Origin of the sequence: Halonotius terrestris, assembly GCF_006861665.1 — an archaeon.
Lineage (GTDB): Archaea > Halobacteriota > Halobacteria > Halobacteriales > Haloferacaceae > Halonotius > Halonotius terrestris.
This window is the reverse complement of the sequence record NZ_RKLU01000003.1, coordinates 361,449-374,588: the sequence shown is the minus strand read 5'-3', so window position 1 is coordinate 374,588 and position 13,140 is coordinate 361,449. Positions and strand designations below refer to the sequence as shown.

Below are 13,140 nucleotides of genomic sequence, written 5' to 3'. Positions count from 1 at the left end.
TCCCCCGGCTCACTGCGGCTGTGTCGTCGCCAACTCCGTGATAACCGCCTGCATCGCGTCGATACGGCTCGGCTCGAAGGAAAAGAAGCCCTCCCACTCGTTGTCGCCGCGTTCGATCGCGTACAGCCCGGCGGGCTCGACAGCGGGCGTGGGCGGCTCGAAAACAACGAACCACCCTTTCCGGTGGAGCTGGCTGGTCCCGGTGTGGGTCGTCACGTCGAGGTCAGCCGGCGGCGTCGTGTCGCCGACGCCGTAGGCGTGGACCGCGAGGTCGGTCTCGGCGAGCCGCTCGTAGACGCGATACGTCCCGGGCTCCTCGACGAGTCGGGAGAGTTGTTGGAAGCCGACTCGGAGGGTGCCCGCTGCAGCGTCGGCGGCGCGCCGCTCGATCGCCCGCGAGACGGCGATCAACAGCAGCTTTTCGGAGTCCGACTCGGGATACCCACGCAGCTGAAACGGGATATCGTGGAGCGCCTGTAGGACATCGGGAAGGGCCGCCTCGTCGAGCTCGCGGCTCCCGGTGATGTAGATATCTGAGTTGACGAGCAGCAGTGACTGCAGCAGCGACTCCGCCGTCGACGCGGCAACCACCTCGTCGATGCGAACGGCGACGACTTCGTCGGGCTGTGTCGGCGACCCCTCGATGACTGACACCCGGCCGGTGTCGAAGATCCGGGCGAGTGCCTCCCGGATCGGCGCGACCGAGGCCTCGGGATCGACCCGGATCGTCACGGTTGTCTCCGGCAATGTCTCGAACAACCGTTCCATGGGTTATTGGCAGTAGGAACGGAACTGGCTTAATTGTTCGTTGCCGACGTACACCAGTATTGACGTGTTACGATTCGACCCCGGTGATTTCGAAACGCGCACCATCCATCTCGGAATGGGTAACGGTTACATCCCAGTCATGGGCGTCGGCGACGGTGCGGACGATCCGGAGGCCCAACCCGGTGCCGTCGTCCTGTGTTGTGTAGCCTGCCTCGAAGACTTCCTCGCGCTTTTCCGACGGAATCCCGGGACCGTCGTCTTCGACGTAGAACCCATCGGAATGCGTTCCGACGCGGATCGTGACAGGATTGGAGCTGTGCTCGATACTATTCCGAAAGAGGTTTTCGAGCAGTTGCTGGAGCCGGGAGGGGTCGGCGACGACTTCCCCGTTGTTTTCGGTTTCGAGGGTGGCATCACTCGTCTCGACCGACTGCCACGCGTGGCTGGCCAACACCGATAGCTTCACCGTCTCCATATCGCCGGCTTCGATGTCCTGTCCGTTGCGTGCCAGCGACAGGAGGTCCTCGATCAACGCCGCCATCCGGTCGTGGGCACGGTCGACGCGGTCGAGGCTGTCGCCGTCGCCGCGTTCGGTTCTGGCGACTTCGATGCCGGCTTTCGCTACCGACAGCGGGTTTCGCAGGTCGTGGGAGACGATGCTGGCAAACTCCTCCAAGCGGTCGTTCTGCCGGCGGAGCCGCTGTTCGCGGTCGAGTTGGTCGAGGGCGGTCTCGACGTTGGCCGCGAGGATCTTCGCCAGCGAAACGGTGCGGTCGTCGAAGGCGTTCGGCTGTGGCGAGCCGGCGATGAAGACGCCGTGATCGCCCAACGGGAGGTTGAGTTCGCTGCGAACGCCGGTCTCAGGATTGTAGATCCCGTCGGCCGTCCGCACGTCGTCGTAGATGCGGGGGTCGCCGGTCTCGAAGACCGTCCACGCGATTCCTTCGCCCTGCTCGAACGTCGGCGGCTCGCCGAGTAGGTCGACGGTGGCGTCGGTGGTAGCGGTGGGAACGAGAACGTTGTCATCCGCGTCGTGGAGGTGGATGCCGTTGATCGACAGCCCGAGAACCTCGCGGGCGGCTTCGACGGCGACGGTGGCGACAGCGTCGGCCGTCTCCTGTTCGAGGAGTTCGCGGTTCGTCTCGAAGAGCCGGTTCAATCGCTCTTTGTGTCGTTTCTCGGCCGTGATGTCCTCGATCGCCCCGCGGATGCGAACGACTGCGTCGCCGTCGCGTTCGGGCTCGCCGTAGACCCGCACCCACCGCTGGTCGCCGTTCTGTGGGCGGAGTCGCCACTCGCCTTCGAAGGCCTCGCCGGCCTCGATGGCATCGTCGAGAGCAGCGCGGACTGCCGGCCGATCCGAGGGGTGAAACCGCTCGATCGTCGCCGACAGCGTCACGTCGGTTTTGGTTTCCCGCCCGTAGATCCGGTCGACCTCGTCGGTGCAGTACAGCGTTTCCGCCCGGATATCGTACTCCCAGCCGCCGACGGAGGCGAGCTCTTGGGCGGCCTCGAACAGCGCGGTTTCGCGGTCTCGATCCCGTGTTTCGTTCATCATGGTGTTCCCCGTTCCGCACTGCCGGCGTCCTCGTCAACCGATCCTGTTAGATAGGTTCTAGGTTCGGATTGTTTATAATTATGTGTTTGGTTCACATCTTAATTCGACGTACGTCCACATCCGGTGTAGTGATGCGCGCTATGTAGATAGGGGTTCACGCCGCTAACTCCCCTATCAGTATAGGAAATGTGGCTGCAGTACTGCGGTTCGATTCGCTATCGGTACCGGCGGACTGCAGCGAACGTCACCACGACCAGCAGCGCGAACAGGCCGCCGAGCGCGAAGAGGACGCCCGGCGTCAGCACCCCACCGAGCTCCGCGACCGGCAACAGCGACGGATCGGCGGCCGACTCCGCAGCCTCGGCCGTTTCGGCCATCATCTCCTCGCCGCTTGATCGCGTCGTCGCCGCCGAAGCGAGTTCGGGCACCGCGACGAGGCGGTCGACGAGCAGGCCGCCGATGCCGAGCATCCCGACCGTGCCCGCGAGTTGGCCGAGCGTTTCTCTGACGGTTCGCTTCGTGGCGTCGGTCCCGGCGAGCAACACGAGCGAGGCCGCCGTCGGCACGTAGACGTTCATCTCATTGCCGCCGTCGGCGTACCACGTGTCGCCGACCTCAATGAGCCCAACTTCTTGGAGCTTTTCGAGATGGTAGTTCGTGTTCTGCAGGGAGGTGTCGACCCGCTCGGCGATCTCGCTGGCGGGGGCGGGCTCCTCGTAGAGCGCGGCGAGGATCTCCCGAGTCGTCTCCGCGGCCAGTGCGTCGACGATGGGGTCGGCGGCTTCCTCAGCGATGTCGACGATCCGGGTGTCGTCAGCGGGTTCGGGTGGCTCCTCCGAGCGGAGCGGGAAGAGACTGCTCATACCGGGCGTCTCTTGGCAACCGACAATAACGTTGATACCGCTACAATCGTCGTTTTACCGTCTCGAAGTTGGCCGACTGCTACTGAAACGCGTACTCGATACCCACCTCGGCGGTGACAGTCACCTCGCCTCCCTCGATCCGCGTCGCTGCCGACTCCGCGAGGTCCCGCTCGACGGCGACATCGAGGTCCCGTCTGATTGGAACGTGGTTGGTGCCTGTCGTTTCGATTGAAATTGGCTCGCCGAGTTGTTGTTCGGTGGCGTCAGTGTACAACTGGGCCTCTCGGTGGGCGTCGTCGACGGCGGCATCGACCGCCTCGTCGTACAGCTGCTCCCGGCGGGCCTCGCTGATCGTGAACTCGATGCGGCCGATGGTGTCTGCGCCGGCCGCGACACAGCGGTCGATGACCTCGCCTACTGCGTCGGGGTCATCGATCTCGACGGAATACCGATGCTGGCCCTCGTACCGGTTGTCGTGTTCGTCATGGCGCAGCCCGTACCGTTCGGTCGTGATGTTGTCCTCCGGGATGCCGTAGTTTCGCAGGGCCTGCCGGAGGTTTTCGGCCTCGGTTGCCAACTCGCTCACGACGGCCGACGCGTCCTCGCTGTCGGTTGCCTCGATACCTACCGAGATGACGGCTTTGTCGGGATCGGTGTCGACGCTGCCGGTACCGGTGACGCGGACGGTGCCGCGGTTCTGTGTCGCTGTCGATTCCCTATCAGCGGGCGGCGGTGACGCGCTGGCCGTCGAAAGCGGGCTCGCAAGCGCGGCGACGGTACCGCCGCCGATGACTGCGAGTGCCGTTCGTCGGTTCATGACGGTTTGGGGTTCGATGGATGGCATAATGGGCCTTCTATCGACTACAACGGCGGTTTGACCGTCGGCTGTCGTCGCCGGGTCCGCCTCTCGCTTCTCGAAACAACTGATCCCGCGTGCAGCGGCGACGGCCGCCGAGAGCCCCGAGGGGCCGCATCTCAGGTTTTAAGCACGCCGTGGCCCAACGGGGCGTATGGGAATCCTCTCGCGCACCTCCTACGTCATCCGGTCGAAGCTCAACGCCCTCCTCAACCGGACGGAAGACCCCACCGAGACGCTGGATTACTCCTACGAGAAGATGCAGGACGAACTGCAGGACGTCAAACAGGGCATCGCCGACCTGACGACCCAAAAGAAGCGACTGGAGATCCAGAAACGCCGGCTGGAGGAAAACGTCGACAAACACAACGAGCAGGCCCGTGAGGCCGTCCGGCAGGATCGGGACGATCTCGCTCGGAAAGCGCTCGAAAAGAAGAAGTCGAAAATGACACAGATCGAGGAGCTCAACGACCAGATCGCCGACCTGCAGGCGACACAGGACGACCTCGTCGACAAGAAAGACAAACTGCAGGGCCGCATCGAGGAGTTCCGCACGAAAAAGGAGACGATGAAGGCGAAATACGAGGCGGCGGAAGCCTCATCAAAAGTCTCGGAAGCTCTCAGCGGCGTCGGCGACGAGATGGGCGACGTGGCCCGCTCGATCGAGCGCGCCGAGGAGCGCACTGAGGAGATGGAGGCCCGCGCCGAGGCGATGAACGAACTGGAGGAGACCGGAGCCTTCGACGACGCGCTGTCGGACAACGACGAGATCGACCGCGAACTGGAGTCGCTCTCGACGGACAAAGCCGTTGACTCCGAACTCGACACGCTGAAAGCCGAACTCGGCAAGAGCGACACCAGCACGGCCGACGCGAGCGACGCCGACGAAGCCGATATCGACGAGGAGGCCAAGGCCAGCAAGAGTGCTGCCGACGAGGATGTCGATCTCGACGACCTCGAAACGGAGGTCGACGACAGCGAGATCGAAGCCGAGTTAGACGAGATCCGCGACGACGAATCCTAACGCCGCTTTCACTCGCCGACCCGAACCGACTCCGGCGGCCATGACACTTTAGCCCTGTCGGCGAGACGTTCTACTATGGCTCGCCGACTTCTCGTGCCGCTTGACGGGTCGCCGCCGTCGCAGGAAGCATTGCGCTACGCGCTGGATACCTTCCCGGACGCAACTATTGTTCTCGTCCACGTGCTGACACCCGCCGACAGTGGTGTCAGTGCCGACGGGCTGCTCGGCGATCCGGCCGGTGTCGTTGACGACCAACGCGAACGCGCCGAGGAACTGTTCGATGAGGCGGAAGCGACCGCCGGCGAGGATCGAACAGTCGAGCGCGAACTGCTGGCCGGCCGCCCTGCGACCGAGATCGTCCGCTGTGCGGAAGAACAGAATATCGACGGGATCATCATGGGGAGCCACGGCCGCGATGGGGCTGCCCGCCTACTGCTCGGCAGTGTCTCCGAAACGGTCGTGCGGCGGTCGCCGGTGCCGGTGACGGTCGTTCGGTAGCGCGCTGTCTCTCACCCTGTCCGCTCAGACCGCGACCAACCGCGTCGTCCAGAAGTCGGCGAAGGCGTGTTCGAGCGCGTCGGCTGGCTTCCCGCCGGCGTCGGTGCTGGCGGTGTGATCGGCCAGTTCCGCAAGCTCGCCGACGATGGCCTGTTCGCCGGTGAGCACGACTCGGTCGGGCTCGGCGTCCTCGACCATCGACTCGATCAAGTCAGTTGCTTCTTCGAGATGCTCCTCGATCTGTTCGTCGCGGATGCGCTCGAAGCGGCTCTGTGAGAAGCCGCCTTTCGAGTGGTCGGATTTGATCGAGCTTTCGAAGCCATCGAAGTCCGTGCGGTCGCCGTCCTCGTAGACGCCGACAGCGCACACATCCGCGCGGACGACCGCGAACACCAGCCGGTCGACCGGCTGGAACCACTCGCGGTCGATTTCGAACGTATCGTCCCATTCGGTGAAGGAATCAGGCATAATCGGCGGTCGGAGCGCGACCGAGACGAGACCGGCATCGTCGGTGTAATAGAGGGTTGGAGCGGCTCGCCGGACGACGCCAATGCAGTCATCGCCGGCCGCCGCCGCGACCGCGTCGGGGAGTGTGTTGTCGTCGGTAATCGCCGCGCTGAGCGCGCCTTCCGGGCCTGTCGTGACTGATTCGAGGCGGTCGAGAACGCTCTCGAGACGGTCTCCACGGAGTGATTCGGCGCGGCGCGGCTCGCGGTCGGCGTCCTCGCTTTCTTGGCTGCGCTCGACGCGGTCTTCGAGTTCGGCGATCCGGTCTTCCAGTCGGTTGACCTCCTCCTCGGCGGCCTGTTTGTCGCTGACGGCGTCGGCCCGGCGGTCGGATTCGGCCTTGAGCTGTCGCTCCAAGTGGTGGGTTTCGTCCTCCAACTCCTCGATACGGGCCTTGAGTTCGGCGCGTCCGAGCAGTTTATCGAGCATGCCGGATGGCCGCGGCCAGCGGACTTGAAACGTGGGGTCGTCGAGTGAGTGATATCTTGATATGAGTAAGCAAAATAGGCATAGAAAGCCCTCGGCTCTCTCGGCTCCCGCGGCTCGCTGCGCTCCTCACTCGCACCGCTCGTTGCGGTGCTTACGTCGCCGGGGTTCGCCGAGAGAGCCTCGCCCTTTCAGTCCACCAGGATAGCGGCTGGTCGGCCGGCTGACCACCTGCTTGCACGCTCGTATCTGAATCCACCGTCGAACCGTCGCTATGTTGTCGAACCGTCAGGTACCGGTCGCGGGCTCCCAGCCGGAATACCGTAGGAGCTCCATCGCGCGCTCGCTGTCGGCGAGGAAGACCTCTCGTGGGCTTGCGCGGGATTCGTCGAGTAACTCCGCTGGGACCGCCAGCGTGCCCGAGGGGATGCCTTCGTCGCCGTCGACCGGGAAATGGGCGGTATCGAGCTTCATCACGAGCGGCGCGTCGAGCCGTTCGACTCCCTCGCCGTCGGCATACAGCTGTTTGTTGACGGCCTCGTGGTCGGCCTGCTGGATGACGGCCCGATCACCGTCGTGCGGTTCGACGTACAGTTCTCCGAGGTAGTAGCCGTCGGAAAATGGTTCGAACATTCGATTCATGTCATGGTATGTCGTACCACGGCATAAGCTTTGCCGCAAGCTTTTATTTCTAACCGCAATCAGGCAGTTCGGTGGTTGTCACCGCGCAATCAAATCGAGGCTGTTTCAGGGGGCCGCGGTGATCGAATCGAGACCGCGTATCAGCAGGAGCCCGCAGGCCACGCCAACCGTTTCGACGGCACTGACAAGTATTGCCATGGCGATGACGATGCCCATCGAAAACGGAATACCGAGCAGGGCGATGGCTATCGAATCGATCGCAGCAATGACGAGCAGGCCGACACCCCCTGCGATCGCGATGGCCACGATGGGCCCGGTGACGGCACCGAGCGCGATTTTGAGTTCCGTTTTCCAGCTAGTGAATCCCCACCGACGGGCGAGGCTGATTCCTGCAGCAGTCGTCACAAGCGGCGGGAGCAACAGCACTGCGGCATGATAGGTAAGCGACTGCGTGAAAAAGTACTCGAGAATCCCATAGCTCACGTCCATCGCACTCAGTACCTGAAAGCCGTCGACGTAGTCGTTGGTGACGATGGCAATCGGAATGTAGCCGACAACGCCGGCCACCGCCGTTACTGCTCCAGCCAAAAGAGCCACCAACAGGGGCGGATCCCTGTCGGCGATCTCAGTCCATGTGGTGTCGGTTAGGGGCATTTGTGTCGCCGTATCCGCTTCGACGAGGAGGGCTACAGGCTCTCGGAGGGGAGGACGTACGGCTTACGACCACTCGACGTCGACCGATTCGAGGACGACCTCTTCGCGGGGTTCGTCGTTGCGATCCGTCGGCACCGAGCCGATCTCCTCGACGACATCCATCCCGTCGGTGACNTCGCCGAAGACNGNGTGTTTNCCGTCGAGNTGNGGCGTNGCGTCGAGNGTGATGAAGAACTGCGAGCCGTTCGTGTTCGGCCCGGAGTTCGCCATGCTCAGGATGCCTGGCCCGTCGTGGGTGAGGTCATCGTGGAACTCGTCGGCGAACTCGTAGCCGGGGCCGCCGCGNCCGGTNCCGGTCGGGTCGCCGCCNTGNATCATGAANNCNTCGATGACGCGGTGGAAGAGCACGTCGTCGTACAGCGGTTCGTTTGTGACTGTGTCGCCGGTTTCGGGGTCGGTCCACTCCTTGGAGCCGGTCGCCAGCCCGATGAAGTTGCCGACGGTGTTGGGCGCGCGCTCCTCAAAGAGTTCGACGGTGATGTCGCCGTGGTTCGTGTGCAGGGTCGCGGTTGGATTCGCCATAGTGGGTGGTCGGGCGGCTGGCTGAAAACAGTGCTGTCTTGGCCTGCTATAGCCGCATCGCTGACCGGGAGGTCTTTGCGGTCCCCCGTCGAAGCCGGTGGCATGAGTTGGCTGCTGCCTACACTCGCCTTGGTGACCGGTCTCGTCGCCGGCGCGATTTTCGCGTTTCTCAACATCCCGATTCCCGCACCGCCGGAGTTGGCCGGCGTCATGGGGATCGTCGGCCTCTTCGGCGGCTACAAGCTAATTCAGTGGCTCGGCGTCGGCATCGACCTCCTTGAGATGCTTGGCGTCTGAGCAGGCAAGCGGATTCATCGACCGACCAACCAACCGCATCCTGGCGGACTGAAAGGGCGAGACGCGCGTGGCGGCTGCGCCGCCACGTTTGCGGCGGCCGGCAACGCCGGCCGCCCACTCGACGAACCCGGCCGACGCAAGCACTGCAGTGAGCGAAGCGAACGAAGCGCGCAGCGAGGCCCGGGAGTCGAGAGCGTCGAGGGCTTTCTATACCTACATCCCACTCAACCGCTCGTTCGTCCGTTCCTTCTCGTTCGACCCGATATTCTACAAGCACCCGGCCCATAGCGGCCGACATGCACACCGCCGACCGGGTCACGCTCGCGCGGCTACCCTCCGGTGTCCCCGTCGAGACGACGGTCCACCGCTATGGCTCCGGCGACGGCCCCACTTGCTACGTGCAGGCGGCCCAACACGGCCGTGAAATCAACGGGACCGAGTGTTGCCGGCGACTGCACGAGCGACTGACCGCCGGTGCCGCTGCTAACGACCCACTGGCGGCTGATCTCGACGGCACGCTGATCGTCGTTCCCGTCGCCGACCCGCTGACGTTCGACCGCGTCTCCTACACGACGCCGGAACCCCTCGATTCGGCGGCCCCCAACATGAACCGCTGTTGGCCCGGCGACAGCGAGGGCACGATCCACGAGCGGATGGCTGCCCGGCTGTGGGCCGAGGCGAGCGATGCCGACGCCATCGTCGATCTCCACACCGGCAGTCCCGAAATGCAGACACACACGGTCTATCTCCGCGGTGACGACGGCTCCCGTCGACTCGCCGAGGCCTTCGGCACCGACCTCCTGTTGGCCGAAGCCGCCGGCGACGACGCCGACACCGAGTGGGACGAGCGCAACTTCGGCGGCAAACTCCGCGTCGCAGCGACCCGCGAGGGGATTCCGTCGATCACGCCCGAACTCGGCTCGAACAAACAGCTCGACAGCGACGCGATTCAGACTGGCCTCGACGGCCTGCTCGGCGTGTTCCGCCAGCTCGGCCTCCTTGCTGGCGACCCCGAACCGTGGGACGGCGTTCGCGCGCACAACCACCTCGGTCGCGTCCGGGCAGCCGACTCGGGCCTGTTCGTTCCCGACGCTGACGCCGAACTTGGAGCCGAAGCCGCCGCTGGCGAGACGTTCGGGACCGTCTACGATCCAGCCACCTACGAACCTCTGCAGACAGTCACTGCCGACCGCGACGGCGTCGTCTACTCGATCGCCCGCGAGGCAACGGTGACGGCGGGCCAGACGCTCGTCGGGATCGCCGAGCGACTGGATGAGTAGGCCTCGATAGCGTCTTTTGGCTGGAGCCAGTCGCGTCAGTATGGACCAGCCGGCGGCGGATCTTCACGTTCATACGACGGCCTCCGACGGCACGCTGACCCTCGCCGAGTTGCCCGCAGCCGCCGAAGCCGACCTCGATTGGATCGCCGTCACCGACCACGACCGCATCCATCCCGATCTCGACGCGCCGATAACCACGCACGGCGGCGTTCGGATCGTCCGCGGGATCGAACTCAAAGTCAAAACCGACAGCCAGCGGCTCGACCTGCTCGGCTACGGCGTCAAACGAACTGACGCGCTCACCGCGGAACTCGATCGCCTCCAACAGGACCGTGTCAAACGCGCCCGAGAGATCATCGATTGCGTCGAGACACGCCTCGGCGTCGATCTCGCTCTCGACCCACAGCCGGGAATCGGTCGGCCCCATATTGCCCGCGCGGTCGAAGCCAGCAGCGCGCCCTACGACTATCAGGAGACCTTCGACGACCTCATCGCCGATGGCGCGCCATGCTACGTCGCCCGCGAGATCACCCCGATCGACCGCGGGATCGACCTGCTTACCGACGCCTGTCCGATCGTCGCTCTCGCGCATCCGCTTCGGTACACCGACCCAGCCACAGCTCTCGAACGCGCCGCTGATCTCGACGCCGTCGAACGCTATTATCCCTACGACCGCGAAGTCGATTCCGGGGTTGTCGACGACGCTATCGACCGCCACGACCTGCTGGCGACCGGCGGCAGCGACGCCCACGATCGAACGCTTGGGCGGGCCGGTCCGCCGGAATCGGCCTTCGCGGCAGTCCGGGAACGTTTGCGGAAAGCGGTGCGGTAAAGGGGCTGGATCGCCAAGCCGTGGTATGCGCTGCCATTATTGTGACGAGGAGGCGGCGTTTGCCGCCGAAAAAGATGGGCTGAAGGTCGGCCTCTGTACGGACCACTTCCGCGAGCGGATGGAGGAGCTGACCGACTCCGCCGAGCTCTCCGAACTCGAAGACAAGATCGACGTCGACCGCACCGAGTAGTCCCTTTTCCAGAGCGATACGTCTTTCAGCGACCCACTCGAACCGCCGGCTATGCCATTCACGCCGACAGACCGGCCGCGTCGCCTCCGCACTGACGGGATTCGGCCGCTCGTGCGTGAGACGACGCTGGACGCACAGGACCTCATTGCGCCCGTCTTCGTCGATGAGACCACCGACGAGCGCGTGCCGATCAGCTCGATGCCGGGCCACGAGCGCGTCCCCGTCGACGAGGCCGCCGCCCGTGTCGAAGAAATACGGGAGACGGGCGTCGAGGCCGTCATCGTCTTCGGCGTGCCGGACACCAAAGACGAGGTCGGCAGCGAAGCCTACGCCGAGGACGGCGTCGTCCAGCGCGGGATCCGCGAGATCACTGACAACACCGACGCCTACGTCATCGGCGACGTCTGTCTCTGTGAGTACACCGATCACGGCCACTGTGGCGTCCTCGAACCACACGCTCACGAGGACCCGACGCTGACGGTCAAAAACGACGAGACGCTCGATATCCTCGCTGAGACCGCCGTCTCACAGGCCGAAGCCGGCGCGGACATGGTCGCGCCCTCCAGCATGACCGACGGGATGGTCGGCGCGATCCGCGAAGCTCTTGACGAGGCCGGTTTCGAGCACGTTCCGATCATGNNNTACGCCGCGAANTACGAGTCGGCGTTCTACGGGCCGTTCCGCGACGCCGCGGACGGCGCACCCGCCTTCGGCGACCGCCGTCACTATCAGATGGACCCGGCGAACCGTCGGGANGCNNNNCGGGANGTCNNCCNCGACGNCGAGNAGGGNGCNGACGNGCTGATGGTCAAACCCGCCCTACCGTACCTCGANNTCGTCCGNGANGTNCGNGANNNGNNCGACCACCCGGTCGCGGCGTACAACGTCTCCGGCGAGTACGCGATGCTCCACGCGGCCGCCGAGAAGGGCTGGCTCGANCTCGANGCNNNNGCCNNCGAGTCGCTGNTNNNCATCAAGCGNGCNGGCGCGGATCTGATTTTGACCTATTTCGCCGAGGATCTGGCTGATCGGCTGTAGCTGATCGGGATCCGAAATCGGCGGTGTGTGAAAACAAAACGACGACGGCAGCTATTCTTTTTCCTTGGACAGGTATTTCGATTCGCAGCTAGCGGAACAGAAGTGGGTATACGTGACCTCTCCATTCTCCGCATGCGCGATAACGCGGTTGGATGGCAGATCTGTAATTCGTTTACTGCACACGGAACACTTCGGAGCCTTTTCTTTCGCTATGGTATGTTCAGACATGTCTAAATTAGAACGGCGAGTACAGGTATAAGATTCCTGCATGGTGTGCCTGCCCGGGCACGCTCATCGGCTGTACCCTCTCGTTTCGCTCGGATTCTCTGTCACGTGGCACTGGCTTTCCGGCACCGCTGTGCACGATGATTGCACAACTACAGTAGACCTATTTATATATCCGGTGTAGTCCTTCTTGTATGAGCGAATCGACAATTTCCGAGGCCAACGCGCCGCAGTGTGCCGTGTGTAGCGAAAACATCACCGACCTGCCGACCAGTCGCGTCATCGCAACGACGAACGACGATAAAGTCGAGTACAAACACTTCTGTTCAGCCAGCTGTGAGTCGTCTTACCACACCTAAGGCCTGACCACAGACTCGCTTTTTTGTAGCAAAACGTCGAGTACAGCCTGCGCCGTTCCGTGCTGCCTGCCGTTAGTCCTCGGTAATCGTCGCGCCGTAGTCGTCGGGATCGAGTTCGCCCTGATAGAGCTTCGCGCCGTCCTTGGCGACCTGATTGCCTAACACCGCACACGGAATCCGCATCGGTGAGATCGTCACGCCCAGCATCTCGGTGATGTCCTCGGTTTCCAACTCCTCCAACTCTTCCAGCGTCATGCCGACGAGTCGTTCCGAGAGCATGCTTGCGGAGGCCTGCGAGATCGCACAGCCGTCGCCAGTGAAGCTGACGTACTCGATTTCTTCCTCGCTTTCGTCGAGTTTCACGTCCATCTGGATCGTATCGCCACAGGAGGGGTTTTCGCCGGTATGGCTAAAGGTCGGATCCTCGAGTTCCCCGTAGTTTCGGGGGCTCTTGTAGTGATCGAGGATCTGCTGCCGATACATGTCCGAGCCTGTTCCCATATGCGGCTGCGTAGGAGTGTCGGCTGCAAAAGGGTTCCGG

Annotated in this window: 18 protein-coding genes; 8 read left to right on the top strand and 10 right to left on the bottom strand. The window is 63.8% G+C overall.

The features are described 5' to 3' along the window. Positions 1–9 precede the first annotated feature (9 nt). The 4 genes from EGH24_RS08720 to EGH24_RS08705 form a co-directional block, all read right to left on the bottom strand. Positions 10–768 (bottom strand): DICT sensory domain-containing protein, encoded by a 759-nt coding sequence (locus EGH24_RS08720; protein ID WP_142979764.1) that lies wholly within the window; start codon positions 766–768, stop codon positions 10–12. Between the two features lie 67 nt (positions 769–835). Continuing rightward, the gene (locus tag EGH24_RS08715) at positions 836–2,323 is read right to left on the bottom strand and encodes an ATP-binding protein (RefSeq protein ID WP_185903281.1); all 1,488 of its coding nucleotides are present in this window, start codon (positions 2,321–2,323) and stop codon (positions 836–838) included. A 218-nt stretch (positions 2,324–2,541) separates the two neighbouring features. Then, on the bottom strand, positions 2,542–3,189 hold the full coding sequence (locus tag EGH24_RS08710) for an ArsR/SmtB family transcription factor (RefSeq protein ID WP_142979762.1): 648 nt from the start codon (positions 3,187–3,189) through the stop codon (positions 2,542–2,544). A gap of 79 nt (positions 3,190–3,268) precedes the next feature. After that, on the bottom strand, positions 3,269–4,006 hold the full coding sequence (locus EGH24_RS08705; protein WP_185903280.1) for an SIMPL domain-containing protein: 738 nt from the start codon (positions 4,004–4,006) through the stop codon (positions 3,269–3,271). Between the two features lie 193 nt (positions 4,007–4,199). On the opposite strand from EGH24_RS08705, the gene EGH24_RS08700 reads away from it, so the two are divergent. After that, on the top strand, positions 4,200–5,069 hold the full coding sequence (locus EGH24_RS08700) for a PspA/IM30 family protein (RefSeq protein ID WP_142979760.1): 870 nt from the start codon (positions 4,200–4,202) through the stop codon (positions 5,067–5,069). Between the two features lie 75 nt (positions 5,070–5,144). Then, positions 5,145–5,567, top strand: a complete 423-nt coding sequence (locus tag EGH24_RS08695) for a universal stress protein (protein WP_142979759.1) — start codon at positions 5,145–5,147, stop codon at positions 5,565–5,567. 24 nt (positions 5,568–5,591) lie between these two features. Here EGH24_RS08695 and EGH24_RS08690 read toward each other — a convergent pair whose 3' ends face one another. The 4 genes from EGH24_RS08690 to EGH24_RS08675 all read right to left on the bottom strand — a co-directional run bounded on the left by EGH24_RS08690 (position 5,592) and on the right by EGH24_RS08675 (position 8,378). Then, positions 5,592–6,503 carry a Vms1/Ankzf1 family peptidyl-tRNA hydrolase gene (locus EGH24_RS08690; RefSeq protein ID WP_142979758.1) on the bottom strand — a complete coding sequence of 304 codons (912 nt, stop codon included), beginning with the start codon at positions 6,501–6,503 and terminating at the stop codon, positions 5,592–5,594. A gap of 285 nt (positions 6,504–6,788) precedes the next feature. Continuing rightward, positions 6,789–7,133: a DUF5802 family protein gene (locus EGH24_RS08685; protein WP_142979922.1), complete on the bottom strand. Its 345-nt coding sequence runs from the start codon at positions 7,131–7,133 to the stop codon at positions 6,789–6,791. Positions 7,134–7,247: 114 nt separating this feature from the next. Next, positions 7,248–7,796 carry a hypothetical protein gene (locus EGH24_RS08680; protein ID WP_142979757.1) on the bottom strand — a complete coding sequence of 183 codons (549 nt, stop codon included), beginning with the start codon at positions 7,794–7,796 and terminating at the stop codon, positions 7,248–7,250. Positions 7,797–7,859: 63 nt separating this feature from the next. Beyond that, positions 7,860–8,378, bottom strand: a complete 519-nt coding sequence (locus EGH24_RS08675; protein ID WP_142979756.1) for a peptidylprolyl isomerase — start codon at positions 8,376–8,378, stop codon at positions 7,860–7,862. Positions 8,379–8,480: 102 nt separating this feature from the next. Here EGH24_RS08675 and EGH24_RS08670 point away from each other — a divergent pair, with 102 nt between their 5' ends. From EGH24_RS08670 to hemB, 5 genes are all read left to right on the top strand, one after another. Continuing rightward, positions 8,481–8,675 carry a XapX domain-containing protein gene (locus EGH24_RS08670; protein WP_142979755.1) on the top strand — a complete coding sequence of 65 codons (195 nt, stop codon included), beginning with the start codon at positions 8,481–8,483 and terminating at the stop codon, positions 8,673–8,675. 296 nt (positions 8,676–8,971) lie between these two features. Further along, positions 8,972–9,955, top strand: a complete 984-nt coding sequence (locus EGH24_RS08665) for a succinylglutamate desuccinylase/aspartoacylase family protein (RefSeq protein WP_142979754.1) — start codon at positions 8,972–8,974, stop codon at positions 9,953–9,955. Between the two features lie 40 nt (positions 9,956–9,995). Further along, on the top strand, positions 9,996–10,787 hold the full coding sequence (locus tag EGH24_RS08660; protein ID WP_142979753.1) for a PHP domain-containing protein: 792 nt from the start codon (positions 9,996–9,998) through the stop codon (positions 10,785–10,787). A gap of 25 nt (positions 10,788–10,812) precedes the next feature. After that, positions 10,813–10,977 (top strand): DUF6757 family protein, encoded by a 165-nt coding sequence (locus EGH24_RS15325; protein ID WP_185903279.1) that lies wholly within the window; start codon positions 10,813–10,815, stop codon positions 10,975–10,977. A 51-nt stretch (positions 10,978–11,028) separates the two neighbouring features. Further along, entirely contained in the window at positions 11,029–12,015 is a 987-nt protein-coding gene (hemB, locus tag EGH24_RS08655) for a porphobilinogen synthase (RefSeq protein ID WP_142979752.1), read from the top strand. Positions 12,016–12,066: 51 nt separating this feature from the next. Here hemB and EGH24_RS15940 read toward each other — a convergent pair whose 3' ends face one another. Next, the gene (locus EGH24_RS15940; protein ID WP_449271759.1) at positions 12,067–12,243 is read right to left on the bottom strand and encodes a DUF7576 family protein; all 177 of its coding nucleotides are present in this window, start codon (positions 12,241–12,243) and stop codon (positions 12,067–12,069) included. Between the two features lie 191 nt (positions 12,244–12,434). Here EGH24_RS15940 and EGH24_RS08650 point away from each other — a divergent pair, with 191 nt between their 5' ends. Next, the gene (locus EGH24_RS08650; protein WP_142979751.1) at positions 12,435–12,599 is read left to right on the top strand and encodes a DUF7576 family protein; all 165 of its coding nucleotides are present in this window, start codon (positions 12,435–12,437) and stop codon (positions 12,597–12,599) included. A 72-nt stretch (positions 12,600–12,671) separates the two neighbouring features. On the opposite strand, the gene sufU is transcribed toward EGH24_RS08650, so the two are convergent. Then, the gene (sufU, locus tag EGH24_RS08645; RefSeq protein ID WP_142979750.1) at positions 12,672–13,100 is read right to left on the bottom strand and encodes a Fe-S cluster assembly sulfur transfer protein SufU; all 429 of its coding nucleotides are present in this window, start codon (positions 13,098–13,100) and stop codon (positions 12,672–12,674) included. Positions 13,101–13,140: the final 40 nt, after the last annotated feature.